Raw genomic sequence first — 16186 nt, 5'->3', positions numbered from 1 at the left:
CTGGCTGTCGTGCACGGCGAATACAAGGTCCCCGGTGGAAAGCTCGTGGTCGTCGACCTGGAGGAGCGTGACGGGCGCATCGACGCGTTCCACCTCGCGGGCGACTTCTTCCTCGAACCCGACTCGGCGCTCGACGACATCGACCGCGCGGTGAACGGACTCCCGGTGGAAGCGGATGTCGCGACCATCGCCGCCGCCGTCCGCGCGGCGCTGCCCGAGGGGGCGCAGCTCCTGGGTTTCACGCCGGAAGCCGTCGGCACCGCGGTGCGCCGCGCCCTCGTCACCGCGCCCGGATGGGGCGACTTCGACTGGGAGGTCGTGCACGACCGGCCGCTCTCGCCGCGCATGAACCTCGCCCTCGACGAGGTGCTGACCGCACGGGTCGGCGAGGGGCGCCGGCGTCCGACGCTGCGCCTGTGGGAATGGAACGAGTCCGCCGTCGTCATCGGGTCGTTCCAGTCCCTGCGCAACGAGGTCGATCCCGAAGGGGCGGCCCGGCACGGCTACGACGTGGTGCGGCGCATCTCCGGCGGCGGCGCGATGATGATGGGCGCGAACTCGATCGTCACCTATTCGCTCTCGGTCCCGGCATCCCTCGTCCAGGGTCTGACGTTCGCCGACTCGTACGCGTTCCTCGATGACTGGGCGCTTCAGGCCCTCCGCGCCCTCGGGGTCGACGCGACCTACCAGCCGCTCAACGACATCGCCTCCTCCCAGGGGAAGATCGGCGGCGCCGCGCAGAAGCGTCTGGCCAACGGCGGCGTGCTCCACCACGCGACACTCAGCTACGACATGGACGGTCAGGTGATGACCGAGGTCCTGCGGATCGGACGGGAGAAGCTCAGCGACAAGGGCACGACCTCCGCCGCCAAGCGCGTCGACCCCCTGAAGCGGCAGACCGGGCTGCCTCGAGACGCGATCATCGAGCAGCTGAAGTCCACGTTCACGTCGCTGTACAACGCCGAGATCGGTCATATCACCGACGAGGAATACGCCGAGGCGGAGGCGCTCGTCGCCTCCAAGTTCGCCACCGACGCGTGGTTGCGTCGCGTGCCGTGACGCCCGCCTCCCCGTCGGGAGCCGTCGAGGGCGTTCCGCGTGGGCGCGTGACGATCCACCTCGGCGACAACCTCGCCGTCGCGGCATCCCTCACGGGCGGTTCCTTCACCGTGGTGTACCTGGACCCGCCCTTCAACACGGGACGGCCGCAGACGAAGACCGTCGAGACGGCGCTGCACCGTCCCGCGGGAGCGGACGGCGAGACGGATGCCGGGATGGTGGCCGGAGCGGGTGCCGCGTCGGGCGCGGTGCGCCGCGGGTTCCACGGGCGGGAGTACGAGCGGCTGCGCGGCGACCTCCGCACGTACGATGACCGTTTCGACGACTACTGGGGCTTCCTCGAGCCGCGTCTGGTGGAGGCCTGGCGGCTCCTCGCCGAGGACGGCACGCTGTATCTGCACCTGGACTATCGCGAGGCGCACTACGCCAAAGTGCTGATGGACGCCCTCTTCGGTCGCGCGTCCTTCCTCAACGAGATCATCTGGGCCTACGACTACGGGGCCAAGACCCGGCGCCGCTGGCCGACCAAGCACGACACGATCCTCGTGTACGTGAAGGATCCGGCGAACTACTGGTTCGACTCGGCCGCGGTCGACCGTGAGCCGTACATGGCCCCGGGGCTCGTCACGGCAGAGAAGGCCGCGCGCGGAAAGCTCCCCACCGACGTGTGGTGGCACACGATCGTCCCGACCACCGGGCGGGAGAAGACCGGGTACCCGACGCAGAAGCCGGAAGGGATCCTGCGGCGCATCGTCCAGGCATCCAGTCGTCCGGGAGATCGCGTGCTCGACCTCTTCGCCGGCAGCGGGACCACCGGCGCCGTCGCCGCCGCGCTCGGCCGCGATGCCGTGCTCGTCGATGCGAACCCGGAGGCAGTGGACGTCATGCGCGCGCGGATCCCGGACGCCGAGGTCGCACCGACCCTAGGCTGACCTCATGCGTTTCGGAATCTTCATCCCCCAGGGCTGGCGTCTCGACCTCGTCGGCATCGATCCCGCCGACCAGTGGTCGACGATGAACGAGATCGCGCAGCGCGCGGATGCCGCGGCCTGGGAGTCGCTGTGGGTCTACGACCACTTCCACACCGTGCCGGTGCCGACCGAGGAGGCCACCCACGAGGCGTGGACGCTCACGGCAGCCTTCGCGGCGTCGACCGACCGCATCCGTCTCGGACAGATGTGCACCTCGATGGGGTACCGGAACCCGGCCTACCTCGCCAAGGTCGCGGCGACGGTCGACCTGATCTCGGGCGGCCGCGCCGAGATGGGGATCGGCGGCGGGTGGTACGAGCACGAGTGGCGCGCCTACGGGTACGGCTTCCCGGGGATCGGCGACCGGCTCGCGCGCCTCCGCGAGGGCGTCGACATCATGCACCAGGCCTGGACGACCGGCACGGCGACCCTCGACGGGAAGCACTACCAGGTCGACGGCGCGATCGTCCGTCCGACCCCGCTGCAGGAGGGCGGCATCCCCCTGTGGATCGCCGGAGGCGGCGAGAAGGTGACGCTGAAGATCGCCGCCCGCTACGCGTCGTACACGAACTTCGCCGGGTCGCTCGAGGAGTTCGACCACAAGAGCGCCGTGCTGCAGGGGCACTGCGACGCGATCGGACGCGACATGGGCGAGATCACCCGGTCGTCGAACTTCAACACGATCGTCGGGGCGACCGAGGCGGAGGCCGCCGAGCGACTGCGCGTGGTCGTCGAGCGGCTGCGTCCGCACGTCGGCGACGAGCGCGCCGCGGCGATCGAGGGGGACTACCGATCGTCGCCCGGATTCGGAACGCCCGAGCAGGTCGCCGAGCGTCTCGCCGAGCGCGCCGCCCACGGCCTCGGCTACGCCATCCACTACTTCCCCGAGGCCGCGTACGACCGGTCCGGCATCTCGCTCTTCGAGCGCGAGGTCCTCCCCGCCCTGGCCTGACCCGCCCGGCGCGTGTGAAAGCGCGGGGTGAAATCGACCTTCCCGGCACCGCAGAGCCGTCGGGGTGTCGATTCGGCCCCGGCGTTTCACGAGCCGACCCTCCTCCCCATCGCGCGCTGGCCGCAGGGTGTCCACCGCTCTTGCTGTCGGCGCCCCTCGGGTCCCCGGACGGGTGAGGCTGTGCGGATGCCCGCGCCGACGACGCCTCCGTTCTTCTTCCGCCGAAGCGACCTCCGTGCCCAGGGATGGACCGACCGCGACGTCGGCGCCGCAGTGGCTGACGGGCGACTCCTGCGACCGCGCCCCGGTGCGTATCTGGCTGCCGATGCGTCGACCGACGTCGTCGACGCGCTGGCGCTCGGCGGCCGCCTCGCGTGCGTTTCGGCGCTCGCGCACCGCGGCGTCTTCGTGCTCGACGCCTCCGCACTGCATGTGCACCTGCACACTCGCCGGCCCTCCGCGCCCGTCTCGACCCGGCTGATTCGGCGACACTGGAGCACGCTGCGCCGGATGCCGCACCCGCGGGCGGCTTCCGTGGAGCCGCTCGATGCTCTCGCCTGCGCCCTGCGCTGCCAGCCGCCGCGCGCGTCAGTGGCGAGCCTCGACTCCGCCCTGCACGGCGGCCATCTGCGGATGGACGAGCTCGACGAGCTCTTCCGTCTTCTCCCACGACGTCACCGCGTGCTCCGCAGACTGGTCGATGCGCGCGCCGAATCCGGGCCCGAGACGCTGGTGCGTCTCCTTCTGCGCTCGCTCGGTGCGGCGTTCGACGTGCAGGTGGTCATCGCCGGGGTCGGCCGCGTGGACTTCCTCGTCGAGGGATGGCTCATCATCGAGTGCGACAGCAGAGCGTTCCACTCTGACTGGGACGCGCAGCGCCGGGATCGCCGCCGCGATCAGGCGGCGGCCGCTCTCGGCTACGCCACCTTCCGGCCGATCGCGGAGGACATCACCTGGCATCCTGACGTCGTCCGGAGCGCGCTCCGGGGTCTCCTGAGCTCCCGCCGGGGCGTGGCCGCGCGCCCGCGCGGTGCGGCGGTGTGAAACCGTGGGGTGATTTCGACCTCGACGGGGCGCACGACAGCGCCGGAGGCCGATTTCGCCCCAGGGTTTCACGCGACGGCGGTCGCACGAGCCGGGCCGGCGAGGGCCCAGGCCCCGCTGTCAGGCCAGGGCACGGACCGAGGCGTAGCCGTCGAGGACGATGGGGGCGCGGCCGTCGGCCGGGAGGTCGAAGACCCGCGTCGGCTGGGTCGCAGGATCCCACGCGGCCCACCCGGGGTCTCCGTCGCGGATCAGGGCGACCGCCGCGCCGTGGACCGCGTCGGCGAGTGCCGGCGGCGGAGCGTCCCCGGCGATCGCGTCCACGGCCTCGGCGTCGAGCGCGTCGAACCAGAACGGCACGTCCAGGCAGTGGCACGCCCACCCGATGGTCGGCGACGGCCACGAGAATCGGTACGCCCACGTCTTCGCCGCACCGCCCGCGGCGGCGCGCGCATCCGCGGCCCGCAGCACCGTCGAGCGGAAGATGACGTCGCCGACGTAGCGTCCGACCACCGCGGCGGTCCCCTTGCGGCGCTGCGCGGCGTTCGCGGCGAGCCAGGTGTGCCGCTTCTGTCGGGGCACCTCCAACTGCTGCAGCGCGACGCCGGGGGGCACCAGCCCCAGCACCCGCGCCGCACCGTCCGTGATCATCGTGAACTCGTCGTCGGTCGCGCCGAGGACCAGCGGCACATCGGCGCCGACGCCGGCCCGCAGCGCCTCGATCGTGGGCCGGGCGAGGAGGTCGCCGTCGACCATGGGACCGAAGCTCAGACCGTCCTGCAGCATGCTGCGGGCGACGTCGAGCGGCGACTGTCCGGTGCGTCCGACCGCCTCCTGCTGAGCCAGGATGTCGGCTTCCGCCACGCCCGCGAAGCCGTCCCGCGAGGGCTCGACGCCGAGGAGCCCCGCGAGCTTCGCCGACAGCGTCCGCGCGCGTTCACCCGACACATCGCCCAGGGCGGGCGAGAGCGCCCACGCCGCGCGGAAGAGTCCCTGCGCCGCCGGCATGCCGAGGAGGGTGAGTACCGCGCCGCCGCCCGCCGACTGCCCCGCGATCGTGACCCGATCCGGGTCGCCCCCGAATGCGGCGATGTTCTCCTGCACCCAGGCGAGGGCGGCGAGCCAGTCGCGGACGCCCCGGTTGCTCGGTGCCCCCGGGATGTGCCCGAACCCGTCGAACCCAAGCCGGTACGAGATCGTCACCGTCACCACGCCGTCGCGCGCGAAGGCCCTTCCGTCGTACCAAGGGCTCGCGGGAGACCCCTCGGTGAACCCGCCGCCGTGGATGTACACCAGAACGGGCAGCGCCTCGCTCCCACCCGGCGACGGGGTGAACACGTTCACGTTGAGCGTCGCGTCCCCCGCCACCGCGGGCTCGGGGATGAGCGTCTTCTCGCCGGGCTTGTCGCGTTTGGCCGTCGCGCCGTGGGCCAGGGCGTCGCGGATGCCGTCCCACGGCGCCGCCGGAACGGCGGCGGCGAATCGGCGATCGCCCACCGGGGCTTCGGCGAAGGGGATGCCGAGGAAGGCGGCGGAGCTGCCCGCCGCCCCCGGGGTTCCCCGCCAGAATCCGCGGACCCGACCCGGGGCGATGCGGACGATGGGGTCAGGATTCACGGGTGTCCTCCGCGGGTGGGACGAGCGGGTCGGGCGAGCGCCGCGAACAGCGCGTCGAGGGTGTCGGCCATGTCGAACGCGGGGTCGAGCATCCACTGCAGCTGCAGCCCGTCGGCGGCGGCCTGCAGGAGCCGGGCGAGGATCTCCGGATCCACGGCGTCGTCGAGCTCGCCCGCCTCCTGTCCGCGGCGGAAGGACGCGGCGAACGAGGCCCGCAGGCGCTCGCCGCGCTCGAGGAAGAAGGCGTGCGCCGGATGCTGGGGGTCGGCGGCGTCGACCGAGAGCCGGGAGAAGAGCGCGACCACCCCCGGCACCTCGCTGTTGTGCCGCACCACCCGGCGGAGCCCTTCGCGGACGTCGTCCTCGCCTTCGCCGAGCCGCTCGGTCGCGTCGATCTCGTCGCGTTTGCGGAGGATCTCGGTGAAGAGGTCCTCCTTGCTGTCGAAGTAGTGCAGCAGTCCCGCCTGGCTGAGGCCGACCGCATCGGCGAGTTCGCGCACGGACGCGCCGCGCATCCCTTCGCGTGCGACGACCTCGAGGGCCCGCTCGAGGATCTCCTCGCGCTTGGCGATGCCCTTGGCGTACGAGCCACGCGTGCGCTGCGGATCCGGCATGACAGCAGTACATCGCACCTTTCCGGAAAGACAAAAACCGAGTACTGTTAGGTTTCTCGCGCGTCGACGACGATCGCGACGGATGCCGCACACGAGGAGGACCGATGACGTCCCATGCCCCGCTCCCCGAGCCCGCCGACCTGACCGTCGAGGAGAAGGCGTCGCTGACCAGCGGCGCGACGTTCTGGACCACGAAGGCGATCGACCGAGAGGGTGCCGCCGTGCCCTCGATCGCGATGAACGACGGACCGCACGGCCTCCGCAAGCAGGTGGAGAGCGCCGATCACCTCGGCATGGGCGGAAGCCTCCCCGCCACCTGCTTCCCGCCCGCGGTCGGTCTCGGGTCGTCGTGGGACGTCGAACTCGCCGAGCGCGTCGGCGTCGCCCTGGGGGCCGAGGCCTCGATCCAGGACGTCGCGATCCTTCTCGGCCCGGGGATCAACATCAAGCGGTCTCCGCTGTGCGGGCGCAACTTCGAGTACCTCTCCGAGGATCCGCTCGTCTCGGGCGTGCTCGGCGCGGCGCTGGTGCGCGGCATCCAGTCGCACGGGGTGGGGGCGTCGCTGAAGCACTTCGCGGCGAACAACCAGGAGACCGATCGGATGCGGGCCTCCAGCGACGTGGACGAGCAGACGCTCCGGGAGATCTACCTCCGCGGCTTCCAGCGGGTCGTGCAGGACGCCCAGCCGTGGACGGTGATGTGCGCGTACAACCGGATCAACGGCGTCTACGCGTCGGAGGATCCGTGGTTGCTGACGACGGTCCTCCGCGACGAATGGGGCTTCGAGGGACTGGTCGTGTCGGACTGGGGAGCGGTCGACGACCGTGTCGCGGGCCTCGCCGCCGGCATGGACCTCGAGATGCCCTCCTCCGGCGGAACCACCGACGCGCAGATCGTCGCCGCGGTCCGGGACGGGCGCCTCGACGAGAGCGTCCTCGACACGGCCGCCGGGCGGGCGATCGACCTCGTGAAGAAGGCGCGCGCCGGCGCGGGGAGCGTCACCGGTCCCCTCGACGTCGACGCGCACCACGCCCTCGCCCGCGAGGCCGCCACGCGCTCGATCGTGCTGCTGAAGAACGAGGGCGGCCTTCTTCCGCTCGCCCCCTCGTCGCGCATCGCGGTGATCGGAGCGTTCGCCGCGAAGCCCCGCTACCAGGGCGCGGGATCGTCGATGATCAACCCGACACGGCTCGACACCGCGCTCGACGAGATCACAGCCGCCGCCACCGCGGCCGGGGGATCGGTGTCGTTCGCCCCCGGGTTCACGCTCACCGCGAGCGAGACGACGGATGCCGCCTCCCTCCGGGCGGAGGCGGCGCGCGCCGCGGCGGCCGCTGACGTCGCCGTGGTCTTCCTCGGCCTTCCGGCCGCGGCGGAGTCCGAGGGCTACGACCGAACCCACATCGACCTGCCCGCGGAGCAGCTCGCCCTTCTCGCGGCGGTGCGGGAGGTGACCCCGGACGTCGTCGTGGTCCTCTCCAACGGCAGCGTCGTGGCTCTGCCCTTCGCCGACGAGGTCCCCGCGATCGTGGAGGCGTGGCTCCTCGGGCAGGCCGGCGGCGGGGCGACCGCGGACGTCCTGTTCGGCGCCGCGAACCCGTCGGGGAGGCTGACCGAGACGATCCCGCTCCGTCTGGAGGACACCCCCGCCTACCTGCACTACGGCACCGAGGGGAACGTCCGCTACGGCGAGGGTCTCTTCGTCGGCTACCGCTGGTACGACGCGCGGGCGATGGAGGTCGCCTATCCCTTCGGCCACGGCCTGTCGTACACGACCTTCGCCTACGGCGCGCCGTCGGCATCCGTTCGCGAGGACGGAGACATCACCCTGCGCGTCGCGGTGACGAACACGGGCGCGCGTGCCGGCCGCGAAGTCGTCCAGGTCTATGTCTCGCGCCCGGGCCTCCCCGCGCGTCCCGTTCGGGAGCTCGCGGGGTTCGCGAGTGTCGCGCTCGAGGCGGGCGAGACCCGCGACGTCGAGGTGACCGTCCGTCGAGACGACCTCGCGTTCTACGACGTGCGGCTCGGCCGATGGGTCGTCGCCGCCGGTGACCACGTGTTCGCGCTGGCTTCGTCGAGCCGCGACATCCGATCCGAGCTCTCGCTCGAGATCGCGGGGGATGCCGTGACCCGGCCGCTCTCGCGCGAGTCGTCATTGGCGGAGGCGCTCGCCCACCCGGTCGTCGGTCCTGTTCTCGCTCAGGCGTTCGCGCCGATGACCGAGGCCTCCGGGGCGTCGGCCATCATGCCGGAGGGCGTGGACATGATGGCCATGCTCGGGTCGTTTCCGCTCGGGCGTCTCGGCATGATGGCGGGACTGGGGTTCGGCCCGGACGAGATCGACCGGCTGCTCGCGACGGCGAACGCGTCGGAGCAGCCGGCCGGGTGACCTGCGACAGGGGGGTCGTCAGGCGCGGAGGAAGGCCAGCAGCGCCTCGTTGACCTCGTCGCCGTGCGTCCACAGCAGCCCGTGCGGGGCGCCCTCGATCTCGACGTACGTCGCGTCGGGGAGGAGTTCGTGGAACCGGCGCGCGGTGGCGTCGATCGGCAGGATGTTGTCGGCGGTGCCGTGCAGGATCAGCGCGGGGACGTCGATCGCGGGGATGTCGCCGCGGAAGTCCGTCGGCCAGGTGAGGGGCGCCGCGGCGATCGCCGCATTCCCCGCCTTTGCGGCCACGCGCGCACTGGCGTCGACGGCCTCCTGCGAGATGCGGGAGCCCAAGGTGTCGTCGAGGTTGTAGAAGTCCTTCAGGAACCCCGTGACGAAGGCGTAGCGGTCTTCGCGGACGGACGCGGCGACACCGTCGAAGAAGTCCTGCGGGCCCGCGCCGTCCGGGTTGTCGTCGGTGACGAGCAGATAGGGCTCGAGCGAACCGAGGAATGCCGCCTTCGCGACACGCCCGCTGCCGTAGCGCGACAGGTAGCGGGCGATCTCGCCCGTGCCCATCGAGAAGCCGACGAGGACCACGTCGGTCAGGTCGAGGTCTTCCAGGAGCGCGTGCAGGTCGGCGGCGAACGTGTCGTAGTCGAGACCCGAGGCGACCTTCGACGATGCGCCGAAGCCGCGGCGGTCGTACGCGATGACGCGATAGCCGGCCTCCAGGAGGGCCGCCTGCTGCTTGCCCCAGGACTCGCCGTTCAGCGGGAAGCCGTGGATGAGGACGACCGGCTGCCCCGACCCCTGGTCGGTGTAGAACAGTTCGACGTCGGCGGAGTTCTCTGTTCCCACGGTGATGTAGGCCACTTCGGATCCCTTCCGGACCGGCGCCCTGCCGGGTCCGGATACGACGTTAGAGCGCCGGGTCCGGACCCGGAAGGGCTTGCGATCGGGAAGGATCCGTGATGCGTGGTCAGTCGCGGTCGGCGCCGGCGGAGGGCACGACGGTGAAGATCGTCGGCGCGGCGAATCCCGCGTCGGCGAAGGCGGTCGTCACGGCATCCGTGACCGCCGCGACCCCGTCGCGGGCGACGAGGGCGATCGCCGCACCTCCGAAGCCGCCGCCGGTCATGCGCGCGCCGATCGCCCCCGCGGCGAGGGAGGCCTCCACCGCCGTGTCGAGCTCGGGGACGGAGATCTCGAAGTCGTCGCGCATCGACGCGTGCGAGGCCACCAGGAGCGGACCGACGGATGCCGGACCCTCGGCGGCGAGGGTGGCGACGGTGTCGAGCACCCGCTGGTTCTCGGTGACGACGTGCCGCACGCGCCGGAAGGTCACATCGTCGAGCAGCTCCTCGGCGCGCGGGAGGTCGGCGACGGCGACGTCGCGGAGGGCGGCGGCGCCCATCGCCTCGGCGCCGCGCTCGCAGGCCGCGCGGCGCTCGCCGTACCCACCCGTGGCGTGGGAGTGGCTGACGCCGGTGTCGATGACGACGAGCTCGAGCCCGGCATCGGCGAACCCGAGGTCGATGACCTCCGCCTCCAGCGACCGGCAGTCGAGGAAGATCGCCGCGTCGGCGCGGCCGAGCATCGAGGCCATCTGGTCCATGATCCCGGTGGGCGCGCCCACGGCCTCGTTCTCGGCCGTGCGCCCGACCCGGGCGAGGGCGGTGCGGTCGAGGTCGATGCCCCAGATCGCGGCCAGGGCGCTCGCGGTGGCGCCCTCGATCGCGGCGGACGAGGACAGGCCGGCGCCGACGGGGACGTCCGACGCGAAGGCGAGGTCGACGCCGACGAGGGTCACCGGGTCGCGTCCGGCGGCGCGCTGCAGGGCCCACGCGACGCCCAGGGGGTACCGCGCCCACTCCGCCACGGTGTCGCGACCGTCGGGGAACAGGCCGTCGAGGTCGGCGAGGGGCACCTCGACGGCGTCGTCGGCGAAGGTCGAGACGACGCGGATCACGCCGTCCGCGCGCGTGCCGAGCGCGACGTGGGTGCGGTGCTGGATCGCGAAGGGGAGCACGAACCCGTCGTTGTAATCGGTGTGCTCGCCGATGAGGTTGACGCGCCCGGGCGCGGACCAGGTGCCGAGAGGCACGGCATCGAACCGCTCGGAGAAGAGCGCGCGCGCCGTCTGGGCTGTGTCGGCGGCGGGAGCGGGGGCGTCGGTCATGCAGTCACCTCGGGGATCGTCGAGACGGCCTCGCGCAGACGGGCGGCGGAGGCCTCGGGGGGGATGTCGCCGATCCAGGCGCCCATGGCGGCCTCGGATCCGGCGAGGAACTTCAGCTTGTCGGCCGCGCGGCGCGGGCTCGTCAGCTGCAGGTGCAGCCGCGCGCTGTCGCGACCGGCGTGCACCGGCGCCTGGTGCCACGCGGCGATGTACGGCGTCGGGGTGTCGTAGACCGCGTCGACTCCGCGGAGGAGGCGGAGGTAGAGGCCGGCGAGCTCGTCGCGCTCGGCATCCGTCGTCCCGGCGAAGTCGGCGATGTGGCGGTGGGGCAGAAGATGCACCTCGAGCGGCCAGCGCGCGGCGAACGGGACGAACGCGCTCCAGTGCTCACCCTCGAGGATCATGCGCTCGCCCCCGCGCTCGTGCTCGAGGATGCGCGCGAAGAGGTCGTCGCCTTCGCGCTCGATCGAGCGGAGGAGACCTGCGGTTCGCGGCGTGATGTACGGGTAGGCGTAGATCTGGCCGTGCGGGTGGGGGAGGGTCACCCCGATCTCCTCGCCGCGGTTCTCGAACGGGAACACCTGCTGGATGCCGGGGAGCGTCGACAGCGCCGCGGTCCGGTCCGCCCACGCCTCGATGACCGTGCGGGCCCGAGTGCGGGACAGGGTGCCGAAGGAGCCGGCGTGCTCCGGGCTGAAGCAGACGACCTCGCACCGGCCGACGCTGGTGCGGGTGCGGCCGAGGCCCGGGGCGTCGAGGTCGGCGAGGTCGCGCGGCGGGTCGACGGCGGCGGGCGCGGCGCCGTGCGCGGTGGTGAGGGCAGGGCCGAAGGACGGGCTCTTGTTCTCGAAGACGGCCACGTCGTAGCGGGACGGGATCTCGGACGGGTTCGTCGGCGTCTGCGGGGCGAGGGGATCGAGCTCGGCGGGCGGCAGGAACGCGCGGTTCTGGCGGGCGGCCGCGATCGAGACCCAGTCGCCGGTGAGGACGTCGCGGCGCATGGTCGCCGTCGCCGGACGCGCGTCGAGGGTGCGGGCGTCCACGGCGCGCTCGGGGCCGAGCGTCGTGTCGGGATCGTCGTAGTAGATCAGCTCGCGTCCGTCGGCGAGGAGGGTGGGGCGCTTGACGACGCCGGCGCCCAGCATCTGGGGGGTCTCTTCGGTGATGGCCACGATAACACGGTAGCGCCTGAGCGTGTTATCGTCAACACGCTCAGGCGCCGATCAGAAGCCGGGTCAGCGTGTCAGGTGTACCTCGAGGGGGGTCTTCTCCTCCGCATCGCGGACGATCTCGAAGGCCGCCGAGCCCTCGGCGGTCGTCGCGCGGTAGGCGCCCGCGAACCCGCGCACCCGGACGAGGCCGTCGGCGTCCGGGGCGATCGCCCGCGGGGCGTGCCACCACTCGCCGCGGATCAGATCCCGCAGCACCGCGTAGGACGGCTTCGCGCTGCCGTCGGCGCGGAGGAGGCCGACCGGGGCGCCGAGCCAGGCCCCGGCATCCGTCAGTCCCCACATCGTGAGCGACTCGACGGCCGGGTGAGCCAGTGCGGTGCGGTAGTGGCGTTCCAGCTCGTCGGCCTGGCGGGCCTCGCCCTCGGGCGTCGAGGGCCAGGCGGGTACGACGTAGTCGTTCAGATCGACGATCTCCGGCGGCATGAGATCGCCCGAGACGAGCGTCGTCTCGGTCAGCTGCAGAGGCAGGCCGAACCGGGCGAAGCGCTCGAGGATCGACGCGAGCTGCTCCTCCCCGCGGAACCCCTGGTGCATGTGGGTCTGCAGTCCGATCGCGTCGATGCGGATGCCGGTGGCCAGGCACTCCTCGATGAGGTGCTCGTAGCGGGGGGACAGGTCGAAGTCGTTGAGCACGAGCCGCGCCCGAGGGTCGGCCTCGCGCGCGGTCTCGAACGCCATCCGCACCATCTCCACCCGGCCGCGGGAGCGCGCGAGGCGGGTGACCGCGTTGTCCTCCGCGGTGAAGTCCGGGAGGATCACGACCTCGTTGATCGCGTCCCACTGGTCGACGAGGCCGGAGAAGTCGGAGGCGTCGCGCCGGACGCGCGCGCGGATCGCGGCCTCGACCTCGGCATCCGTCCGGTCGAGGAGCCAGGCGGGCGCGAGGGTGTGCCAGACGAGCGGGTGGCCCTTCACCCGGACGCCGCGGTCGGCGAACCACCGCGCGGTCGCCTTCAGCCTCGCGGTGTCGGGGCGGCCCGGCGTCGGTTCGAAGAACCGCCAGTAGAAGGGGAGCGTCACCGTGTCGAACACCGCCAGCCATGCCTCGAGGAGGTGCTCGGCGAGCGCGGCGTCGGCGGCGGTGAGGGTGTCCCGGTCGCCGTCGGGCGCGGTCGGCGCGCCGCCGAGGAGGTCGACGAAGTCGAACCCGATGTTGCCGAAGCCGAACGCGTGGCGAGTCTGCTCGACGACGACGGATGCCGGGGCGACGGGGGCCCCGTCGGCGTCGAGGATGCGGAGCGACACGTCGCGGAACCGCGGGGAGAGGTCGGGAGTCATCGGCCCACCCTCGCACACACCCCGCCGACGTCGGAGGCGAACGCGGCGCAACCGGGGTGTTATCGTCAACACACCGAGTGTCCAGGAGGTGCGATGCCCCGCGTGTCGATGGCCGACGTCGCCGCGCACGCCGGCGTGTCCGCCCAGACCGTGTCGCGCGTCGTGAACGGATCCCCCCGCGTCGACCCGCAGACCCGGGCGCGCGTGGAAGAGGCGATGACCGCCCTCGGATACCGCATCCACCGCGCGGCCCAGGCGCTGCGCACCGGTCGCACCCGCACCATCGGTCTCGTCGTCTCCACCCTCGCCACGGTCGGCAACAGTCGGATGCTGCAGGCGGTGTGCGCGGCGGCGGAAGCCCGGGACTACGCGATCGTGGTGGTGACCGCCACGGCGGACTCCGGCATCCGTCCCGCCTTCTCGCGCCTGCATGACCGCGCGGTGGACGGCGCGATCGTGCTGAACGAGGCCACCCGGCTGGTTCAGATGGCCGGCACCACCGGTGACATGCCGCTCGTCGTCGTCGACGCGGAGCCCGCCGCGCACCTCGTCACCGTGCAGACCGATCACGCCGACGGCGCGCGGGCGGCGACGGCGCACCTCCTTGCCGGCGGTGCGGAGACCGTCCACCACCTCGCCGGTCCGGCCGACTCGTTCGCGGCGGCCGAAAGGGAGCGCGGATGGCGCGCGGCGCTCGCGAATGCCGGTGCCGCGGTCATCGAACCGGTGCGCGGCGACTGGGGATCGCGATCGGGCGCCGCGGCCGCGACGGCGCTCGCCGACGCCACGGCGGTCTTCGCGGCCAACGACCAGATGGCGCTCGGCCTTCTGCACGGATTCGCCGATCTCGGCCGGCGCGTGCCCGATGAGGTCGCCGTCGTGGGGTTCGACGACGTTCCCGAGGCGGTGGACTATCTCCCGCCCCTCACGACGGTACGTCAGGACTTCGACGCGCTCGCCGCGCGGGCCGTGGCGCGGCTCATCGACCTCGCCGAGGGAACGGCTGCGCGGGCCGGGGCATCCGACGGCGACGCCGAGGTGCTCGCCGCTGAGCTCGTCGTGCGCGAGAGCAGCCGCCCCGTGCGCGCGGTCTGACCGCGAGTCGCCCCGCGCCGCTACTCCTCGAGCTGGCCGAGATCGGGTGCGGCGACGAAGGAGACCGCGGCCTCGGCCACCTGGTCGAGCTCGATGAGGATGAGCTCGTTCGCACCGGCCCGGGTGACCGGCGCCGGCACGAAGAGGGTCCGCTGCGGGCTGTGCCGCCAGTAGCGACCGAGGACGAAGCCGTTCAGCACCGCGAAGCCCTTCCCGAGGGTCGCCGTGTCGAGGTACAGGTCGGCCGGGGCGTCCAGCGTGAACGAGCCGCGGAGTCCTGTCCGCCCGACGGTCGATCCCGCCGGTGCGTGGGCGATGCCCGCGGCGACGGCCGAGAGGTCCACGGGGTGCGCCTTCCATCCCGTCAGCGGCTCTCCCGCCAGACGGATGCCGCCGACCAGCCCCTTCGGCTCGCCGATCCGATCGGCGTAGTTGACCCGACCCTGATCCTCGACGAGGACGGTGAGCACCTCGCCCCGCGGGATCACGGCGGCGCGGTCGTGGTCGGTGCGCGAGAGGCGCGCGACCGGCACGCCGTCGACGGCGACCCATGCGAGGTCGCGCACCTCGCCCACCACCAGCGCCGCGCGGTCGTCGTCGGCGAAGGCGACATCCGGCAGCGGGCAGTCGTAGCGGACGAGCGCGCCGATGTGCTCGAGGTCCTCGAACGTCGGCGGCTCGGTATGCACGTCGCCGTCGGGGCGGCGCTCGGGCAGCCAGTCGCCGGTGCCTTCGAGATCGACGCGCAGCTCGGGCGCGGGCCCCGCAACCGCGGGGTACTCGTCCGGCACGGGCGCGTACTTGGCGATGACCTCGCGGAAGGCGGCGTACTTCGCCGTGGGGTTCCCCGCCTCGTCGAGCGGCGCGTCGTAGTCGTAGGAGGTGACGATCGGGGCGTACCGCCCCTTGTCGTTCGCGCCGTTGGTGGTACCGAAGTTCGTGCCGCCGTGGAACATGTAGAGGTTCACCGAGGCGCCCGCCGCCAGCAGGGTGTCGAGCTCGGCGGCGGAGGCCGCGGCATCCGTGGTGTGGTGGATGCCGCCCCACCAGTCGAACCAGCCGTCCCAGAACTCCGAGCACATCAGCGGCCCCGTCGGCTGGTGCTCGCGCAGCGTCGCCAGACGCTCGGCGGCGCGCGAGCCGAACGACCCGGTCAGGTGCAGGCCCGGGAGGCTGCCGTCGCGGAGCATGTCGGGCATCGGCTGGTCGACCGTCGTCAGGGGCACCGTGATCCCGGCGTTCCGGGTCAGGTCGGTGAGCGCCCGCAGGTAGTCCTTGTCGGCGCCGTACGCCCCGTACTCGTTCTCGATCTGGACCAGGATCACGTTGCCGCCGCGGTCGACCTGCCGCGGCACGACGATGTCGTACACGCGTTCGAGGTAGCGCGAGACCTCCGCGAGGTAGCCGGGCTCCGAGCTGCGCAGACGGATGCCGGGCATCGCCGTCAACCACACCGGAAGGCCGCCGTTGTGCCATTCGGCGCAGATGTAGGGACCGGGTCGGACGATCGCGTGCATCCCCTCGGCCGCGACGAGGTCGAGGAAGCGTCCGAGGTCGTTCGGTCCGGAGGTGTCCCAGGCGCCGCGGACCGGCTCGTGGGCGTTCCACGCGACATACGTCTCGATGGTGTTGAGGCCGAGAAGCCGCGCCTTGCGGATGCGGTCGGCCCAGTGATCGGGGTGGACGCGGAAGTAGTGCAGCGCCCCGGCGATGATCCGGTGGGGGGATCCGTCGAGCAGGAAGTCGGATTCGCCGATGGTGAAGGTCGTCACA

Annotated in this window: 13 protein-coding genes; 6 read left to right on the top strand and 7 right to left on the bottom strand. The window is 72.4% G+C overall.

Features of this window, described 5'->3' with window-relative positions; genetic code table 11:
• Window positions 1-9 precede the first annotated feature (9 nt).
• The 4 genes from ABXJ56_RS04700 (at window position 10) to ABXJ56_RS04685 (ending at window position 4026) form a co-directional block, all read left to right on the top strand.
• Window positions 10-1059 (top strand): lipoate--protein ligase family protein, encoded by a 1050-nt coding sequence (locus tag ABXJ56_RS04700; RefSeq protein ID WP_353998560.1) that lies wholly within the window; start codon window positions 10-12, stop codon window positions 1057-1059.
• A 47-nt stretch (window positions 1060-1106) separates the two neighbouring features.
• The gene (locus tag ABXJ56_RS04695; RefSeq protein WP_353998559.1) at window positions 1107-1991 is read left to right on the top strand and encodes a DNA-methyltransferase; all 885 of its coding nucleotides are present in this window, start codon (window positions 1107-1109) and stop codon (window positions 1989-1991) included.
• 4 nt (window positions 1992-1995) lie between these two features.
• On the top strand, window positions 1996-2982 hold the full coding sequence (locus tag ABXJ56_RS04690; protein WP_353998558.1) for an LLM class F420-dependent oxidoreductase: 987 nt from the start codon (window positions 1996-1998) through the stop codon (window positions 2980-2982).
• Between the two features lie 186 nt (window positions 2983-3168).
• A complete protein-coding gene (locus ABXJ56_RS04685) occupies window positions 3169-4026 on the top strand; it encodes a type IV toxin-antitoxin system AbiEi family antitoxin domain-containing protein (RefSeq protein ID WP_353998557.1) in 858 nt (285 codons plus the stop codon).
• Between the two features lie 120 nt (window positions 4027-4146).
• Here ABXJ56_RS04685 and ABXJ56_RS04680 read toward each other — a convergent pair whose 3' ends face one another.
• Entirely contained in the window at window positions 4147-5643 is a 1497-nt protein-coding gene (locus ABXJ56_RS04680; protein WP_353998556.1) for a carboxylesterase/lipase family protein, read from the bottom strand.
• Window positions 5640-6257, bottom strand: a complete 618-nt coding sequence (locus ABXJ56_RS04675; RefSeq protein WP_353998555.1) for a TetR/AcrR family transcriptional regulator — start codon at window positions 6255-6257, stop codon at window positions 5640-5642. The genes ABXJ56_RS04680 and ABXJ56_RS04675 overlap by 4 nt, the downstream gene beginning before the upstream one ends.
• 104 nt (window positions 6258-6361) lie before the next feature.
• Here ABXJ56_RS04675 and ABXJ56_RS04670 point away from each other — a divergent pair, with 104 nt between their 5' ends.
• Entirely contained in the window at window positions 6362-8647 is a 2286-nt protein-coding gene (locus ABXJ56_RS04670; protein ID WP_353998554.1) for a glycoside hydrolase family 3 C-terminal domain-containing protein, read from the top strand.
• Between the two features lie 18 nt (window positions 8648-8665).
• On the opposite strand, the gene ABXJ56_RS04665 is transcribed toward ABXJ56_RS04670, so the two are convergent.
• The 4 genes from ABXJ56_RS04665 to ABXJ56_RS04650 form a co-directional block, all read right to left on the bottom strand.
• Complete coding sequence (locus tag ABXJ56_RS04665) at window positions 8666-9502, bottom strand: alpha/beta fold hydrolase (protein ID WP_353998553.1); 837 nt, start codon at window positions 9500-9502, stop codon at window positions 8666-8668.
• 106 nt (window positions 9503-9608) lie between these two features.
• Window positions 9609-10808, bottom strand: coding sequence for a galactokinase (gene galK / locus ABXJ56_RS04660; protein WP_353998552.1), 1200 nt, complete (start codon window positions 10806-10808; stop codon window positions 9609-9611).
• A complete protein-coding gene (gene galT / locus ABXJ56_RS04655; RefSeq protein ID WP_353999963.1) occupies window positions 10805-11953 on the bottom strand; it encodes a galactose-1-phosphate uridylyltransferase in 1149 nt (382 codons plus the stop codon). The genes galK and galT overlap by 4 nt, the downstream gene beginning before the upstream one ends.
• A 90-nt stretch (window positions 11954-12043) precedes the next feature.
• A complete protein-coding gene (locus ABXJ56_RS04650; protein ID WP_353998551.1) occupies window positions 12044-13318 on the bottom strand; it encodes an endo-1,4-beta-xylanase in 1275 nt (424 codons plus the stop codon).
• 93 nt (window positions 13319-13411) lie between these two features.
• Here ABXJ56_RS04650 and ABXJ56_RS04645 point away from each other — a divergent pair, with 93 nt between their 5' ends.
• Window positions 13412-14413 carry a LacI family DNA-binding transcriptional regulator gene (locus tag ABXJ56_RS04645; protein ID WP_353998550.1) on the top strand — a complete coding sequence of 334 codons (1002 nt, stop codon included), beginning with the start codon at window positions 13412-13414 and terminating at the stop codon, window positions 14411-14413.
• 20 nt (window positions 14414-14433) lie between these two features.
• On the opposite strand, the gene ABXJ56_RS04640 is transcribed toward ABXJ56_RS04645, so the two are convergent.
• The gene (locus ABXJ56_RS04640; RefSeq protein ID WP_353998549.1) at window positions 14434-16185 is read right to left on the bottom strand and encodes a glycoside hydrolase family 35 protein; all 1752 of its coding nucleotides are present in this window, start codon (window positions 16183-16185) and stop codon (window positions 14434-14436) included.
• Between the last annotated feature and the right edge of the window lies 1 nt (window position 16186).

The sequence above is a fragment of the Microbacterium aurantiacum genome (assembly GCF_040532595.1).
GTDB classification, from domain to species: Bacteria; Actinomycetota; Actinomycetes; order Actinomycetales; family Microbacteriaceae; genus Microbacterium; species Microbacterium chocolatum_B.
The sequence above is the reverse complement of the archived record's forward strand: the minus strand, read 5'-3'. Positions and strand labels throughout refer to the sequence as shown.

Bases quoted from the DNA above. Each gene is read 5' to 3' on its own strand.
- ABXJ56_RS04645 (WP_353998550.1), top strand. From the start codon at position 13,412: ATGCCCCGCGTGTCGATGGCCGACGTCGCCGCGCACGCCGGCGTGTCC.
- ABXJ56_RS04690 (WP_353998558.1), top strand. From the start codon at position 1,996: ATGCGTTTCGGAATCTTCATCCCCCAGGGCTGGCGTCTCGACCTCGTC.
- galT (WP_353999963.1), bottom strand. From the start codon at position 11,953: ATGCTGGGCGCCGGCGTCGTCAAGCGCCCCACCCTCCTCGCCGACGGA.
- ABXJ56_RS04685 (WP_353998557.1), top strand. From the start codon at position 3,169: ATGCCCGCGCCGACGACGCCTCCGTTCTTCTTCCGCCGAAGCGACCTC.
- ABXJ56_RS04650 (WP_353998551.1), bottom strand. From the start codon at position 13,318: ATGACTCCCGACCTCTCCCCGCGGTTCCGCGACGTGTCGCTCCGCATC.
- ABXJ56_RS04670 (WP_353998554.1), top strand. From the start codon at position 6,362: ATGACGTCCCATGCCCCGCTCCCCGAGCCCGCCGACCTGACCGTCGAG.
- galK (WP_353998552.1), bottom strand. From the start codon at position 10,808: ATGACCGACGCCCCCGCTCCCGCCGCCGACACAGCCCAGACGGCGCGC.
- ABXJ56_RS04675 (WP_353998555.1), bottom strand. From the start codon at position 6,257: ATGCCGGATCCGCAGCGCACGCGTGGCTCGTACGCCAAGGGCATCGCC.